The sequence below is a fragment of the Rhizobium azibense genome (assembly GCF_004342325.1).
In the GTDB taxonomy this organism is placed as follows: domain Bacteria; phylum Pseudomonadota; class Alphaproteobacteria; order Rhizobiales; family Rhizobiaceae; genus Rhizobium; species Rhizobium etli_B.
In genome coordinates this window covers 239107-254834 of the sequence record NZ_SMBJ01000002.1, presented here as the reverse complement: position 1 = coordinate 254834, position 15728 = coordinate 239107, and the positions used below count along the sequence as shown (strand labels likewise).

The 15728-nt window shown below is 59.1% G+C and carries 10 protein-coding genes and 2 pseudogenes; 7 read left to right on the top strand and 5 right to left on the bottom strand.

Annotated elements, in window-relative coordinates:
• Positions 1–115 precede the first annotated feature (115 nt).
• The 6 genes from EV130_RS05350 to EV130_RS05325 all read left to right on the top strand — a co-directional run bounded on the left by EV130_RS05350 (position 116) and on the right by EV130_RS05325 (position 9270).
• A complete protein-coding gene (locus EV130_RS05350; RefSeq protein WP_132659506.1) occupies positions 116–1294 on the top strand; it encodes an acyltransferase family protein in 1179 nt (392 codons plus the stop codon).
• 3 nt (positions 1295–1297) lie between these two features.
• Positions 1298–2401, top strand: coding sequence for a glycosyltransferase family 2 protein (locus tag EV130_RS05345; protein ID WP_074064858.1), 1104 nt, complete (start codon positions 1298–1300; stop codon positions 2399–2401).
• A 109-nt stretch (positions 2402–2510) separates the two neighbouring features.
• On the top strand, positions 2511–4295 hold the full coding sequence (locus tag EV130_RS05340) for an ABC transporter ATP-binding protein (protein WP_074064857.1): 1785 nt from the start codon (positions 2511–2513) through the stop codon (positions 4293–4295).
• A 407-nt stretch (positions 4296–4702) separates the two neighbouring features.
• Positions 4703–4912 carry a hypothetical protein gene (locus tag EV130_RS05335; protein WP_074064856.1) on the top strand — a complete coding sequence of 70 codons (210 nt, stop codon included), beginning with the start codon at positions 4703–4705 and terminating at the stop codon, positions 4910–4912.
• 355 nt (positions 4913–5267) lie between these two features.
• Positions 5268–6815, top strand: coding sequence for an MFS transporter (locus tag EV130_RS05330; RefSeq protein ID WP_081377252.1), 1548 nt, complete (start codon positions 5268–5270; stop codon positions 6813–6815).
• Positions 6816–7080: 265 nt separating this feature from the next.
• On the top strand, positions 7081–9270 hold the full coding sequence (locus EV130_RS05325; protein ID WP_132551561.1) for a putative bifunctional diguanylate cyclase/phosphodiesterase: 2190 nt from the start codon (positions 7081–7083) through the stop codon (positions 9268–9270).
• A gap of 82 nt (positions 9271–9352) precedes the next feature.
• On the opposite strand, the pseudogene tnpA reads toward EV130_RS05325, so the two are convergent.
• The 5 genes and pseudogenes from tnpA to EV130_RS05300 all read right to left on the bottom strand — a co-directional run.
• Positions 9353–9564: pseudogene (tnpA, locus tag EV130_RS05320) on the bottom strand (IS200/IS605 family transposase); the annotation flags it as partial.
• 325 nt (positions 9565–9889) lie between these two features.
• On the bottom strand, positions 9890–10675 hold the full coding sequence (fabI, locus tag EV130_RS05315) for an enoyl-ACP reductase FabI (RefSeq protein WP_132659504.1): 786 nt from the start codon (positions 10673–10675) through the stop codon (positions 9890–9892).
• Between the two features lie 17 nt (positions 10676–10692).
• The gene (locus EV130_RS05310; RefSeq protein WP_132554172.1) at positions 10693–11877 is read right to left on the bottom strand and encodes an acetate/propionate family kinase; all 1185 of its coding nucleotides are present in this window, start codon (positions 11875–11877) and stop codon (positions 10693–10695) included.
• 4 nt (positions 11878–11881) lie between these two features.
• Entirely contained in the window at positions 11882–12838 is a 957-nt protein-coding gene (locus EV130_RS05305; RefSeq protein ID WP_132554170.1) for a phosphate acetyltransferase, read from the bottom strand.
• Between the two features lie 23 nt (positions 12839–12861).
• Complete coding sequence (locus EV130_RS05300; protein WP_074064851.1) at positions 12862–15063, bottom strand: DUF3141 domain-containing protein; 2202 nt, start codon at positions 15061–15063, stop codon at positions 12862–12864.
• Between the two features lie 555 nt (positions 15064–15618).
• Here EV130_RS05300 and EV130_RS33825 point away from each other — a divergent pair.
• Positions 15619–15726: pseudogene (locus EV130_RS33825) on the top strand (class I fructose-bisphosphate aldolase); the annotation flags it as partial.
• Positions 15727–15728: the final 2 nt, after the last annotated feature.

Here is a 15728-nt window from a genome sequence, read left to right as displayed (position 1 = left end):
ACGCGCTTTGATACTTCGATCCGCCTCATCGGCAACGGAATAACAGCAGCAGGTTGCAGGAGTGCAGCCGGGCGTTGCTTCGGCGACGAGGGGCCCACGAGACTGAGGGGGATCCATGTTTCATGCACGCGACCGGCAATTGGATGGTCTGCGGACTTTTGCCGTTTCAATGGTGCTATACGACCATTTCTTGGCAGCCGAAGGATCAGTATTGGGCCATCTCGGCGTCCGATTGTTCTTCGTACTCAGCGGCTTCTTGATAACACGGCTTCTCTTGGAAGCGCGCTCGGCAGCCCAATATGAGCCAAGCAATGCGCTGAAATCGTTCTATCTTCGCCGTGCACTTCGCATATTTCCTCCCTACTTCGCAGTCCTAGGCTTCGTCTGGCTTGTCAACCTTGAAGGCGCTCGAGGCAGCCTCAAATGGCACGCGTTATATCTCTCAAACTTCTGGTATGCCCTTCGTGATGAATGGACGCCGTGGGTGTTGTGTCACACCTGGAGCCTAAGCATCGAGGAGCAGTTTTACATCATTTGGCCGCTGATCATCCTATTTGCTCCGCGCCGGTTGATCGTACCGATTTGCATCGCCGTCATCACATTTTCGCTGGGTTATCGGTTCTACTGGCCACTGACAGGTACACCATCTCTCGCGCGTGACCTTCTTCCTCCAGCCTCGATGGATGCACTCGTCGCAGGCGCGCTCCTGGCAGCCCATCGAAGCAGAACCGATGTCTGGCCACAATGGATCCGGCTAAGCTGGGTCCCCTTGACTGTCGTCGCCGTCATTTTCCTCTGGCTGAAGTCAGCCGCCATGCCGCCGGCGCTTGAATGGCTGGCGTGGATCGGTCGCGAGATTTGTCCCCTCGTACCATTCGTATTGCTGATTGGATGTTGTTCGTCAGGTCTGCGGGGCGCCTCCGGCCGGCTTTTGGAACTCGCGCCGATTGTCGCCATCGGGCGCGTAAGCTACGGCGTCTATCTTTTCCATCCAATTGTCCTGTCTTTGATCGTCAAGGCTCAGCCCTGGATTCCGGTGAATGTCTCAGAACAGGGTCCTTCACGTTTTGTGATTGGAACAACAGCCACCTTGATGGTCGCTTCAATCTCTTGGCTGGCTTTCGAAAGGCCGATCAATCGGCTCAAACGCTACTTTCCCTACGTCCGCTCCGGAAGCTTCGCCAATCTTGCGTCGTCTATCAAGCAAAGTGGGGCAGGGGGACGGGAATATGATGCTTCGGCTTATCGCCGCCACTATGTCAATCGCGGCATTTCCGACGAACATGCGAGCTGAACGATGTCCGTTCCATTGATCTCTGTTGTGCTGCCTGTCTATAACGGCGAACCTTATATTGCTGCAGCGCTGGAAAGCATTCTGCGCCAGGACTACGGCCGCTTTGAAGTGATTGCACTTGACGACGGCTCGACTGATCGATCGTTGAGTATTCTCCAACAGTATCGAAAGATCGACGATCGCGTGCGCATCATTTCGCGGGAAAATCGCGGACTTGTTGCGACCTTGAATGAGGGCATCGCCTTGGCCAGGGGTGATCTGATCGCCAGGATGGATGCAGACGACATTTCCTATCCGTCGCGCTTTTCACGCCAGGTGGCACTCTTTACCCAGCAGCCCCAGCTCGCCATGAGTGGAACGGGCATCGATCAGCTTCTCGGTAATCGCGTGGTGCGCGGGCAGCCAAATCCGATCTATCAGTCGGGGGATTGGCATATACTGTCGCTGTTCTTTACGATCTTCTTGCACTCGACTGTGATGTTTAACAGAAGGGTCGTTCCTGAAGACATGCTGGTCTATGACGCCGGTTATGTGCATGCGGAGGATTTCGATCTTTTCAGGCGAATCGCACGAGAGTTCCCGGCGGCCATGATCGATGATAGCCTGGTCGCCTATCGAATTCACTCTGACAGTGTCACAAGCAGACACAAGCGCCAAATGCGTCGAACCCATCTGAAGATCGTTGCCGAGAATCTCGAGCGGCAGTCTCTTAACGATGACCCCGGCGCTCTTCTTGACATCGGCGCCGATGTCACACTGGATACCGTACGCCGAGCGGCGGATTGCATTCTCACGCTGGAAAGAAAAATTGCCAAGCAAGCTGCGCCGGTGTCTTCCAGTTATGCGGACGGAGCCTTGTGTTTCTTCTATTTCCTCTATCAGCTCATTGCCGATGAGCAGCGTCCCGCACTCACCCATGAGTTCCTCACGCGAACTGGAAAGTGGCAGTTCATAAGACGGCGGGAGCGGTATGGACTTCGCTCCGCCATTCTTGCCCCGTGGCTGTGCCGCTTTTCAGACGAGGCCACCCGGCGAGCGGATGCGCTGGCGCGTTACTACCAGTCGGTCCCGGTCAAAATGGTCCCGCCGCTTCAGGGACTTGCATAGTGGCGGGGGGTGCTGCCGGGCTTGCACGTCCCGTCGCCGACATACGACGGGAGCTGTCAGAGGCAATCCCGATCGACCAGATAACTCGTCTGCTGAGGTCACAACCGCCATGCTAGAATTCATCATGTCGAGCTTTCGGCTATTGCGCCAGGCGCTGGACAAACAGATCGGCCTCATTGCGGTTGTCGTCGTACTTGGGCTCAGCAGCGCTGTCCTTGAAGGCACTGGCATTGGCCTTATCATTCCCATGCTCGGCATCATTGGCGGCGAGAAGGATCCCTCCGGCATGGGCGGATTCTCAGCCGTCTTCCAGCAAGTGGGTGCCGGCCTGGATGATCGCGCAAGGCTGACCGCGATCGCCGCCGCCATCCTTGGACTGATCACGCTGAAAAATGTGCTGGCGTTCGCCAACGCCGTGCTTGCCAATTTCATCTACGGCAAAGCCGGCCATGCGATCCGCAGCTCTCTTGCGGGGCAACTCCTGACGATCGGATACCCGTTTTTTCTCCAGCAAAGCCCCGGGCGACTGCTCAATATCATCTCCAACGAATCCTGGCGGGCTTCAGATGCGATACAAACTATGCTCGCTTCGATCGTGTCCGCCTCCGCCGTCGTCATTTTGCTTGCCTTTCTCCTGCTTCTTTCATGGCAGATGACGCTGTGTGTTGCATTGGGGCTTGTTCTCATCCAGGCCATTCATGCGATTTTGTCAGCCAGTCTGAAAGCCCCGAGCCGCAACGTAACTTCGTTCAACGGTGACCTCGCCGCCAGGATGCTTCACCTCGTACATGCCGGACGGCTCATTCGTGCTTTCGGACAGGAGCAGCGCGAAAAAGCAATCTTCGGTTTCGCTTCCGATGCCGTACGAAAAGCGGGTTTCGTTCTTCAATCCCGCCAGGCTGCACTGCCGCCGCTGACCGAGACGCTTCATTCGGGTCTGTTTCTGGCAGTCGTCGTCGGCGCCTGGCTTTGGGGAGTGAGCTTTCCGATTATCGTGGCTTTCGTGGTCCTGCTCTATCGGCTGCAGCCACACGTCCGTGCACTGCAAATGGCATGGAGCCAAGTGCAAAGCTGGAGCGGCTCTTTGGAAGAGGTCAAGTGGCTTCTGGATTCGTCTGACAAGCCGCCGCCGCCTGCCGGCGACGGCCAGCTTCACGCGCCAGTTCAACGAATCAAATTTGATCGCGTCACTTTCAAATATCCGGGGTCTGGCTCGCGACCCGTCGTGCTGCGCGCCGCCACTTTCGAGATTCACCAAGGGCGTTCGACGGCCATTATCGGACGGTCGGGTGCTGGAAAAACAACGATTGTCAATCTTCTGTGCCGATTTGTGGAGCCCGATGAAGGAGAGATTCTGGCCGATGGCACCCCGCTTAATCAAATTGATCCGGTCCTGTGGCGAAGGCAAATTGCGCTCGCAAGCCAGGACCTTGAGCTGATTGACGGGACTATCCTCCAGAATATTATCTATGGTCACAATGCCTCGTTGGCCGAGGCGGAGGCCGCAGCCAGGCTTGCCGAAGCGCACGATTTCATCGAGAAGCTTCCTGACGGGTATGAGACGATCGTCGGCTACAGGGGGGCCAGCCTTTCGGCTGGTCAACGGCAGCGCATTGCTCTGGCAAGGGCCCTCGTGCGTGATCCGGAAATCCTCATCCTGGACGAGGCTACGAACGCCATGGACGGATTGTCTGAAGCAGCGATCGTCGAGACCTTGAAATCAAGAGCCGGTCGTCGTGCGACGATCGTCATCAGCCATCACCGCAGCACGATCTCATTCTGCGACGAAGTCGTGATCCTTGATGGCGGCCGCGTCAGGAATCAGACCCCGTTTGCCGAAATAGCGACGTTAAGCATGGACCAACTTTACGAACACGAAAGGCTCTCTTCCTGAGCGCTCTAGGGTGTCGGCCCTTGATAGCGGATGATTGTCGCTCCGCCTTCGCCGGAAGCACGAACCTTTCCAATACAAGGCGTAATGGGTAAGTCCGGCGGCTTGGCGCGCTGAACGATGATCTGCTCGAGCGTCGAACGCAGCGAGCCAAGGGCTGCCGGTCGGCTGTGATACCACTGCTGCGTTCTTGGAGGGTTGTTATCCCGCTAACATTTTCTGTTGACCCCTTCAGCACGCGCCCTAGCTGACGGTTGAGGCAACAGCGCAAAGATCATTTTGACGCGCGAACAATCGCTTGGGTGTCAAGTTCATCCACAAGGATGATTCCCGCCCTTGGTGACAAGAAGCAACGATCGTCTACGCGGCGACGGGCAAGGCTTCAACAGAGCAGCTATGCGGAGATCAACATGCCACAGCTTGAAAGAATTCCCCATGTCGTACCCCACGACGAACATGTCGTCACTGCAAGAGAAGCTCTTGAGGGCCTCTATTTGAAGCTTGAGCAGGAAGCTGAAGTGCGTCTGATCGCAGCTGCGCTTCGTGCGGGCTGGTCTGCCGAAGAGGCGCTGGATGCCATCGACCAGTTGCGCCAGGAAGACATGCATTCGACTCATTGACGGACTTCGCAAGTGCAATACCCGACAGGTCGGCCGCGCAGCTACCCACGCTCGGTGAGTCTGGCCTCTGCACCCGATTACGACCGGCCCGTCTGCTGCAAGAGCCTGACAACCATCTGCCGGTGCCTCGTTCAGTGATTAAGCAAGGCAAATCGGATAGCCGCGACTGCCCTCGCCTTGTGATGCCGGGTCCTCCGTCGGGCCTGGCAATAGCCGGCGAGGGTCTGGCTTGATCGCGCGTTCCGATCCGCACGGACCTCTTATATCTCTTCCCTGGATCTGTGGACAATCGTCGCTGGTTGCCAAAGTCTCGAGCGGAGACGAGATTTGCAAACTCACAGCTAGGGAGGCAGCCGTGCAGGAACATCTTGCAGAACAACCTCAGCCCACCGCCGGTAGCCGCGAATGGATCGGCCTCTATGTTCTGTCGATCGCCTGCCTTATCTACTCGATGGATTTGTCAGTCCTGTTTCTCGCGATGCCGGCAATCGTCGCAGATCTTGATCCGTCTGCATCGGAACTGCTCTGGATAAACGATATCTACGGCTTCATGGTTTCCGGATTTTTGTTGACCATGGGCACACTTGGAGATCGAATAGGACGAAGGCGGGTACTGCTCATCGGTGCTTTCGCCTTCGCCGTCGCGTCCTCGCTTGCGGCGGCAGCCAGCACCCCTCAACAACTGATCATTGCACGTGCTCTGCTCGGTGTCGCCGGTGCCACGATCGCTCCTTCCACATTGTCACTGGTGGTCAATCTTTTTAAGGACGAGGCCGAGCGCAACCGGGCGATCGGTATATGGGGCACGGCCTTTGCCCTTGGTGGCCTCGTTGGACCGCTTCTCGGAGGCGCGTTACTTGAATATTTCCACTGGGGGTCGGTCTTCCTGATCAATATTCCGGTCATGATGGCCTTGCTGATCGCAGCTCCCTATCTTCTGCCAGAGTATAGAAATGACGATGGCGGCAAGATCGATCTTCTGAGTGTCTTGTTGTCGCTCGCAACCGTTCTGCCAATCATCTACGGCTTAAAACATATGGCCGCCGATGGTTTCAAACCGGGCCATCTGCTTCCCATCCTTCTTGGCGTTTTCGTCGGTATCCTGTTCGTGCGCCGCCAGAAGCGCCTTGTTCACCCCTTGATCGATCTTGGTCTCTTTGGCATTCCATCGTTTACGGCGTCGCTGGTGGTCAATCTCGCCGGTGTGTTTTTCGTCTTTGGTATTTTCCTGTTCCAGAACCTGTTTCTGCAACTGGTGCTCGGGCTTTCGCCGCTGGGAGCGGCGTTGTGGTCGGTGCCCTCGGCGCTGGTCTTTGCCGGTATGTCTTTTCAGGCCTATCGCTTTACCAACCGGTTTGGCCCGGTCAGTACCGTCATCGGGGGTCTGATCGTCAATGCCGTCGGAACAACTGCCATGGCGGCTGCGGCATTCGCTGAAAGCCTCGTTGGCATCCTGATGGCAAGTATGCTTATCGGGCTGGGTTTCGTGCCGGTTATCCTCACGACGACGGGGCTGATCGTCAGCACCGCGCCGCCAGAACGTGCGGGGTCTGCATCTGCAATTTCGGAAACCAGTGCGGAATTCGGCGGCGCGCTCGGAATCGCCTTACTCGGCAGTCTTGGAACGCTTGTCTATCGCATGACGATGGACCAAGTGAACTTAAGCGGTTTCAACGAGGAGCAGGTCGTGGCGATCTCCGCGACGCTTGCTGGAGCAGTGGAAATCGCAAGGACATTGGGCGAATCGGCAGAGCTTCCTTGGCTCGAGACGGCAAAACGCGGCTTCGCGCTCGGATTTGCTGCCTGCTGCGCGCTTGCCTCGGTAACGCTGCTGATTTTGGCCGCTGTGGCTCGCAAAGTGTATGCAGGCGCTGCTATTGATGAAAACGACGCGCCGGCCTAGGTCATTAAAATCGTCCGCGCTCGAAATGCCGTCGCTGCCGACGGCATCAGCCAGAAATGTCTTAACGTCGACGAGGATCCTGCCAGAGCAGAAACGGGATGATCGAGACGTCATCCAACCTCTGCATCGTTCTTTTTTGATGTATTTGCTTAACGCAAGTTGCCGAGCCGCCACTTTGGAGGTGTCGCGTAAACTTGGGTCTGTTTTCTTAGGTGGGACTTAACATTCACGAATTAAGCATGTGCTCATAATAGGGCAGTGGCATATGAAACATCCCAAGCTTCGTGCGGTCTTCCTTCTCCTGATACTTCCCGCTGCCGCGTCGGCATCCATCTGGGCGGCGCTTGCGATTGTGCTCTCGGTCGCAACAGGAACCACCGACGAAGCTGCCATCGGACGCCAGCGGCATCTTGCGGAAATGGTGGTTGCGAAGCTGCAGGAGGGCGTGGCCCATGACCAGGAAAGCGTGACGGTTTGGGACGACGCCGTACGCAAGGTCTCCGCCGGTGATCAAGACTGGATGGAGATGAACCTCGGCAAGTGGATGTTCACGTATTTCCAGCACGAGCGGGCGTTTGTGGTCACTCCGGAGGGGCGGGCCGTATATGCCTTCGCCAATGACGAAGCCGACCGCAAGGAAGCCTTTCGCCAGGTCCATGACATAGTTATCCCGCTTGCCCAGAAGCTTCGAAGGAGGTTGGTCGCCGGTGACGAGAACGGCGTCTCCGACCAGGTCCTAAGCATCGGTGAAAGCGATCTGGCCCTCGTCAACGGACATCCTGCCGTCGTCAGTGTGAAGCCGATCGTATCGGATTCAGGAGATATCGAACAGGATCCGGCGCACGTATATCTTCATGTCGCCGTGCGCTATCTCGATGGAAACTTTCTATCCGGCATGGCGCAGGAATACCTGTTTGACGACCTCCGCTTCACATGGGCACGCAGTGACGAGGACGGCCGTTCCTACGCAAAATTGAAGAAGGTGACAGGAAACGACTTCGGATATTTTTCCTGGCGACCGTTCACACCGGGCGCTGCCGTGGAAAGCCGTGTCGGTCCGACCGTCGCAATGGCTGGCATTGCGGTGTTTGCCGCTATGAGCGCGATGGGAGGAGCAGTCCTGTTGCGAAGCCGCCACCTGCAACACAGCCGGTCCGAACTCGAGCGTCTTGCCGCACATGACGGCCTTACCGGGCTGGTAAACCGCTCTCAATTCCAAAGGCACCTGTCACAGGCGCTCGCCGCTTCCCTTCCCGGAAAATCCATCGCGGTGCTGTTCATCGATCTCGACCGATTCAAGCAGGTGAACGACACGCTCGGCCATGCCGCAGGCGACGAACTCCTGGTGGCTGTTGCTGGCCGCCTTCTTCAAGTTTGCGCCGGACGCCTTGTAGCCCGCCTCGGCGGCGATGAGTTCACCGTTATCCTGGACAATGTCTGCGAAGAGGACGTGGTCGGCGTCTGTGAGCATCTGCTTGAAGCGATGAGGCGACCCTTCGAGATGGGTGGAGGTTCGATCAGCATCGGGGCGAGCATTGGCGTGGCGGCCGGCGAGTTTGGAACGGCCGCTCAGGAGCTAACGAGAAAGGCCGACATCGCGCTCTACAGCGCGAAGGGAGCCGGCCGAAACTGCTATGCCATCTTCGGTGCTCACATGGATGATCTTCTCCAGGCGCGCCGTGAGATCGAGTACGACCTGCGGCGAGCGGTAACCGAAGGAAAAGGGTTGGAGCTTCATTTCCAGCCGGTCTATTCGGCGGACAACGGTGCGCTCTGCGGTGCGGAGGCGCTTCTGCGCTGGTCCCATCCGACGCGTGGTAGGGTCGGTCCGGACATATTCATCCCGATTGCGGAAGAGTGCGGCCTCATAAATGCGATTGGAGAATTTGTCCTGCGGGAGACGTGCCTTGCCGCGCAGCGCTGGCCCGCGCTCAAGATCGCAGCCAATGCCTCCCCAAAGGAACTGCAAAACGAAAGCTATGCGCTGAAGGTGATGTCGATGCTGAAACACTATGGCATCAACCCCGAACAGCTCGAAATCGAGATTACCGAGGGCACTCTGCTTGACGGCGGCGGACAGTGCCAGAAAAACATCGAAGCACTTCGGTCAATTGGCGTCCACTTCGCGCTCGATGATTTCGGAACGGGGTTTTCGTCGTTCGCACGCCTTCAGAACGTCAGTGTCGACCGTATCAAGATCGACAAGAGTTTTGTCGACCGGTTCGGAAGGGAAAAGGATGGGCGGGCGATCATCGAGGCAATGATCGGATTGGCGCGTGCCAAGGGCCTGAAGACCACGGCCGAGGGCGTCGAGACCGACGACCAGCGCATGGCGCTAAAGGAACTCGGCTGCGATCACCTTCAAGGATACTTGCTCTCCATGCCTCTTTCGAAAGAGCAGTTCGACAAACTCGTTGGTGGCAACGTTGTCAACCTGCGTTCGACGAGGATGTGAATGTTTGTTCAACGCGTCAAGCAGTCAGGCCGAGCAGCAATGGCTGTCAAAGCGATTACGGCAGCCGGAAACTTGGCGGCTGAGGCCGGCTCGTGCGCAGAAGTCGGCTGGATACGCCCTTTAGGCTGTTGACCAGCTTGGACAGGGCGAACTTCGTAGGGGAATGCACCATCAGGTAACATGGTCGTCCTCGCCGTCGCGTTCAATCAATTCGGGCTCGAAGTCGCGACACACCTTGGCGAAGATGTGCGGCAGGTAACGGATTGCCGGTTCTGACAGAACGTTACGGCGGTAGCCGACGAAGCGCGTCGGATCGGGGATCTTGATTTTGCGGGATAGGGGATTTCACACTCCTGGATCAGCGAGCGCGCTTGAAGAGCGTCGAGGCGCGCAATCAGGCAGCTTTCTTCAATGTTTTGCGCGAAGTGGTGCGAAGGTTCGTTGATCCCGTGTCGACTTGCCTCGTCTGAAGGGACGAGCCGAGTCGATCGACATATTCGATGGATGACAAGGAAGCCGGCGCGGAGTTAGCGAATCGACCGGATCGAATGAAGCCAATCACCACTGAAATCATTGGCAATCAGCGGGTGTTGCATGGCGAGCGTGTCGGCCGCCGGCATCAGTCGATGATGTGGTAGCCACCATCGACGTAGAGCACCTGGCCGGTAATCAGTCGCGCTGCATCGTGCGCGAGAAAGGCCGTCGCCATACCGACGTCATCGATGTCGACGAGTTCGCGCGTCGGCGCCTTCAGCTTTGTCTTTTCAAGCAGTGCGTCGAATTCAGGGATGCCCGAGGCGGCCCGAGTTGCAAGCGCTCCGGGGGATATGGCATGCACGCGGATGCCCTTGGCGCCGAGTTCGGCTGCCATGTAGCGGACGGCGCTTTCGAGCGCCGCCTTGGCGACGCCCATGATGTTGTAGTTTTCCACCACCACCTGTGACCCGTAGTAGGTCATGGTGAAGAGCGTGCCGCCATCCTTCATCAACGGCTCGGCGAGCTGGGCCATGCGGATGAAGGACCAGCAGGATATCTCCATCGTCGTCAGGAAACCCTCGCGCGGAGCGTCGGTGACGCGCCCGCCGAGCGTGTCTTTCGGAGAGAAAGCGATCGAGTGGACGAGGAAATCGAGCTCTCCCCAGACCTCACCGATGCGCTCGAAGACCGCTTCGATCTGGCCTGGCACAGCAACGTCCAAAGGTAGGAAGATCGGCGACTCGAGCTCGCGCGCCAGCGGCTCGACATAGGGTCTCGCCTTGTCGTTTAGGTAGGTCACGGCAAGTTCCGCTCCGAGGGCGCGAAAGGCCCTGGCGCAGCCCCAGGCGATCGATCGATCATTGGCAATGCCGACGATCAGGCCCTTGCGACCTTCGAGAAGCTTGGTCTTGACGGTGGGAATGGACATCGGCTTGCCTCCGGGGTTCAGGCGTTGGGGGCACTGATGATCGTGAGCGTGTGGCGCGCGATCATCAATTCCTCGTCGGTCGGAATGACATGCAAGGCAACGCGGCTCCTGGCCGTGGAGATCAAACTGGCGCCAGCCTCATTCGCCAGCGGGTCGAGCTCCGCCCCGAGCCACGCGAGGCCCTCCACGATGCGTGCGCGGACACGAGCGGAATTCTCGCCGACGCCGGCCGTGAATACGAACGCATCGACGCCCCCCAGTGCCGCTGCGAGCATTCCTGAATTGAGAACGCATCGATATACGAAGTGGGCCATAGCAAGTTGAGCATGGGGATCGTCGCTCGCGAGAAGATCGCGCATGTCGTTTGACAGGCCGGAAAGCCCTTTGAGCCCGGCATCGTGGTAAAGCAGATCCGAGACGGCTTGCGCGCTCATGCCCTTGTGGATGATCAGATAGAGCACGACGCCCGGATCGAGCTGGCCCGGCCGCGTTCCCATCGGCAGACCATCGAGCGCCGTGAAGCCCATCGTGCTCTCGACGCTGTGGCCTTCGCGCAGCGCGCACATCGACGCGCCACTACCGAGATGCGCGACAATGACCTTGCCGCGCGCCGCTTCGGGGGCAATCTCGCTCAGCCGCTCGGCGACGTATTCGTAAGAAAGGCCATGGAAGCCGTAACGCCGCACGCCCTGGTCATAAAACGCCCGCGGTAGCGCGTAGCAATCGGCATGCTCGGGGTGCCCGCGGTGGAAGGCCGTATCGAAACAGGCGACCTGCGGCACATCGGGATTGATCTCCATGGCGAGCCGGATTGGCGCCAGATTGTTCGGTTGGTGCAGCGGCGCAAGATCCTGGTAGCTGGCGAGACGGTCGAGCACTGTCGTATCGATCAACACAGGCTGCGCGTAGTCAGGGCCGCCGTGGACAACACGGTGGCCGATCGCCCGCAGTTCGAACCCGTCGAGTGTCAGCAGCCATTCGCGTGCTGCGGCAATGGCGGCTGGAAGGTCGCGCACTGCTTCCGCGGCGTAGCTTCGATCAATGAGGACCGTTCCATCGGCCTTCTTTGCCTGCAGTCGTGGCCGCGTACCGATGCCGCCGATCTGGCCGCGCACCTGGCGCGTCAGGTTGGCGTCGGCGATGCCGAAGACCTGGAACTTCAAGCTCGATGAGCCGGCGTTGACGACGAGGATTGCGTCCATGGCGTTAGACCGCCGCTACTTGTATCGCGCGCCGCCGAGCCGCGAAGAGTGCCGCGACTGCGCAAGAAGCGAGGCGGGTTCGCACCGAATCGGCCCGCGACGTCAGCACGATAGGCACGCGCGCGCCTAGAACGATACCGGCCGCGTCGGCATGGGAAAGAAAGGTCAGGTTCTTGGCGAGCATGTTGCCGGCCTCGAGGTCCGGTACAACGATAATCTGGGCGTGGCCGGCAACCGGGGACCTGATGCCCTTGATGCGGGCCGCCTCAGGGTCGATCGCATTGTCGAAGGCGAGCGGCCCATCGATGAGGCCGCCCGTGATCTGGCCGCGTTCGGCCATCTTGCACAGCGCCGCCGCTTCTATTGTCGAGGGGATCTTCGTCGTGACCGTCTCAACCGCCGAGACGATCGCGACCCGCGGCTCGCCGAGACCGATCGTCACCCAGAGGTCGATTGCGTTCTGCACGATGTCACGCTTGGCTTCGAGGTCCGGAAAAATGTTGATGGCGGCATCCGTGATGAAGAGCGTGTCGGCATGGCCGGGGACATCCATGACGAAGACATGGCTGATCCGCCGATCGGTCCTGAGACCTGTGGCGGAGGCGGCTACCGCATGCATCAATTCATCGGTATGCAGGCTCCCTTTCATCAGAAGCTCGCCCTTGCCTTCACGAATGAGCGCAACCGCCTTGGCCGCGGCGGCGTGACTGTGCGGTACATCGACGATCTCGATGCCACCGATTTCGAGCCGATGCTCCGCCGCCACATAGCGGATCTTCGCTTCCGGTCCAACGAGTATCGGCTTGATGAGCCCCATTTCCGCCGCTTCAAGCGCTCCGCGCAACGAGGTTTCGTCGCAGGGATGGGCAACGATCGTGACCGCGGGCGTTTCGGCCTGCGCGGCGGCAATCAGGCGGTCGTACTTGGACGGCTCTGACGTCAGTGCAATTACCTCGGACACTACGGACCCTCCTAGCAGCTCAATCAGGATGTCTTGCGCTCGCGCGCGGTCTTGCGCGCCACGAACGGCACCGTTTCACTCCCGAGACCAAAGAGCGTCTCGACGCGCTCCAGTCGCTGGGCGGCGGCACCGGTCACGGCTCCGGACGCCTGTAGGACCTCCCGCAGCGAATTGAAGGCGGAGCGGCGTTCCTCGAGGTCCTCCGGCAGCAGGTTCGGGATTGCCGAAAGGGCTGCCTCCTCGTCGACCAGGAGTATGAAATACTGCTTGCGCAGCAGCGCCTTGAACTCCGGCAGCGTCAACTGACTTGCCGTCGGATGGGAACGGCGCAGCCGGCGGATTGCCTCGAAGCCACGCTCGTCGGCACCACCGCGCGCCATTCCGACGAACAGTAGGCCCCTGGCAAGGGCCTCTCGAAGGCCACCCTCGGAAATCTCGGCTCTGAGCGAAGCGATCCTTGCTTCAACCAGCGCCTCATGTAGGCTGCTTTTTGCCGGCTTGCGCGGGCGGCGGTCAGATTTGCTGTCGATGCCGAGCGCGGTCTGCAGCACAGGCGAGCCATAGACGGTGCGGAACGCATCCTCCGAAAGGCGTTCGATCGTCCGACGCCAAGCCTCCAGCCCGTCGACGATCTGCCGCGACACGTTTTCCTGCAGCGCCAGGAATGGGTTCTCTGAGGATGCGTGTTTGCGGTTTTGGCTGGCATGCTCGGCGGCCGCCTGAATCCAGGCCATGAACGGATTGCTCGGGCCGAAGATTTCGTACTGCAGGCGCAGCGGATGCATGCGGCGCATCGCTTCGGCCATGGGCGGTGTGACCACGGCCCTGATCGCGGGTTGCAGGTAGGTTCGGTAAAGTGCCAGATTGATATCGGAGACCTTGGCGGCTGCGGCGAAGCTACGCTCGTCCTCGAGATCGTTGCCCCCGAGAGCGCGGATATCGTCCAGCGTTCGGGCTTCGCAGCGCATCACCCATTCGCCGGCGATCAAGTCCCTGCCTTCAACAACTTCACTCACGGGCTCCAGCACCGCTTCATAGAGACCCGGCGGCAGAACATCGATCAGATCGATGTTGGACGCGAACTCGTCGTGCTCCTTGCGCGCGACGCCGGCGGAGACGAAGATGCCGAGGTGCCCTATTTTCTCATGCACGGCATAGACAATGGTCTGGCCGTGCGCGCGAATCTCGTCGACGCTGTCGTAAAGGTCGAGGATCCAGTCGAGTGCCTGCTGCGGCGGTGTGATGTTGTCGCCCTTCGAGCAGAAGACGACGATCGGAGCGTGAATATTGCGCAGGTCGATGGCGGTGCCGTCGGAGGTGCGGATCTCGCCGGCGGCGAGCTTGTTGCCGACGAAGAGCTCATCGACGATGAACTGCATCTCTTCGGCATTCAGCGTCACATGGCCGCCCCACCAACGCTCGAAGCCGAGGTAGCGCTCGGCCTCGGTGTCTATTTTCGAGTAGAGATTGTACGGCTTGCTCCAGAGGGTATTGGCGGGGTTCTGGTTCTCGAAATTTTGGACCAACCAGGCGCCATCGAATATCCCGGCACCAAGATCGCCCGTGAGCGCCGTCAGCCAGCTGCCGCCGAGCAGGCCGCCCGAATAGCGCATTGGGTATTGGCCCCTGACCCCCGCCCAATAGGAAAGCGGTGTGCCGGCAATAATGATCGGACCGAACAGTTCTGGACGCAGCGAAGCCAGGATCATCACCGCCCAGCCCGCCTGGCAGTTGCCGATCGCGCAGGGCTTGCCGTCGGCCTCGGGATGGCGGGCAATGACCGTTTCCATGAAGATCGCTTCGGCACGGACGATATCCTCGATGGTCTGACCAGGAACGGGTTCTGGAAGGAAGCCGATGAAATAGCAGGGGTGGCCGGCCTTCATCGCCACGCCGATCTCGCTGTCGGCCTTGAAGCCGCCAATTCCGGGTCCGTGGCCGGCGCGCGGGTCGACAACAACGAAGGGTCGTTTCAGTGAGTCGACCACAATGCCTTGGGGCGGGATGATCCGGACGAGCGCGTAATTGACCGGTCGATTGAGCTTGCGGCCGTCAACGACAAGTTCGGCGTCGTAGTTCAGAACGTGCGGCGCAGTCTGCGCCGTATGTTCCTCGTACTGTTCGCCACGCTTTCGCATGACGTCTAGAAACAGGACGGAGCGCTGCCAGGCATCGAGCGAATAGGCGAAGGCATCTGCGAATGTCGGGATGGTGGGCTGAGGCATAAAATCCACTCCTCGGCTTGACCGAATTTCGGTCCCAATCTCCGATTGCATGTAAAGCAATGCTGCGTGTCAAGCATTGATCTCGATCAAACAATACCGCATTGAATGGCAACTTCGCCAAAGGGTTTTCGAGATCGCGGCCCTGGGCCGGCTCTCTCCAGCCATCCACCCGTGAAGCCGGCGCGGCGCAGTAGGCGGTGCAGATCGGTTTCCGTTGGGGACAAGTTGGTCATGATCTTCAGCCGAAAAGGCGGGAACCCGCTAGGTGTCATCCTTGCCGAGCCGAATGACTTCGTCGCCTAGTTCATGGCGCGCTCATCTGTACATGCCGCCCTGGATTGCCGAATCGGCCGCGACCGGAGGAAAGCCTTCAGCCGCCCATCGCGCATTGTCTCCTTCATTTGACGTTGAGGTTCGCTGAACTGCCACAAGGCTAGCGCAGGAGCGCGGTACAAAGCATCCGTAAAACGAGCTGGTGAAACGGGCGGACCTTCTCTTTTGAAGGGGTAAGGTACTATAATGTTCTCCCCGTGCCAGAGGAGGTAGGGACCCACAATGAATCACGATCTGGGGAGCATCGCGGCGGCGCTCGTCGCAAAGGGGAGGGGTATTCTAGCTGCGGATGAGACCGTCCCCACTTTGACCAAGCGTTTCAACGCGCTCGG

Excerpts from the sequence above, each read along its gene's own strand:
- EV130_RS05350 (WP_132659506.1), top strand. The coding sequence starts at position 116 with ATGTTTCATGCACGCGACCGGCAATTGGATGGTCTGCGGACTTTTGCC.
- EV130_RS05345 (WP_074064858.1), top strand. The coding sequence starts at position 1,298 with ATGTCCGTTCCATTGATCTCTGTTGTGCTGCCTGTCTATAACGGCGAA.
- EV130_RS05340 (WP_074064857.1), top strand. The coding sequence starts at position 2,511 with ATGCTAGAATTCATCATGTCGAGCTTTCGGCTATTGCGCCAGGCGCTG.
- EV130_RS05335 (WP_074064856.1), top strand. The coding sequence starts at position 4,703 with ATGCCACAGCTTGAAAGAATTCCCCATGTCGTACCCCACGACGAACAT.
- EV130_RS05325 (WP_132551561.1), top strand. The coding sequence starts at position 7,081 with ATGAAACATCCCAAGCTTCGTGCGGTCTTCCTTCTCCTGATACTTCCC.
- fabI (WP_132659504.1), bottom strand. The coding sequence starts at position 10,675 with ATGTCCATTCCCACCGTCAAGACCAAGCTTCTCGAAGGTCGCAAGGGC.
- EV130_RS05310 (WP_132554172.1), bottom strand. The coding sequence starts at position 11,877 with ATGGACGCAATCCTCGTCGTCAACGCCGGCTCATCGAGCTTGAAGTTC.
- EV130_RS05300 (WP_074064851.1), bottom strand. The coding sequence starts at position 15,063 with ATGCCTCAGCCCACCATCCCGACATTCGCAGATGCCTTCGCCTATTCG.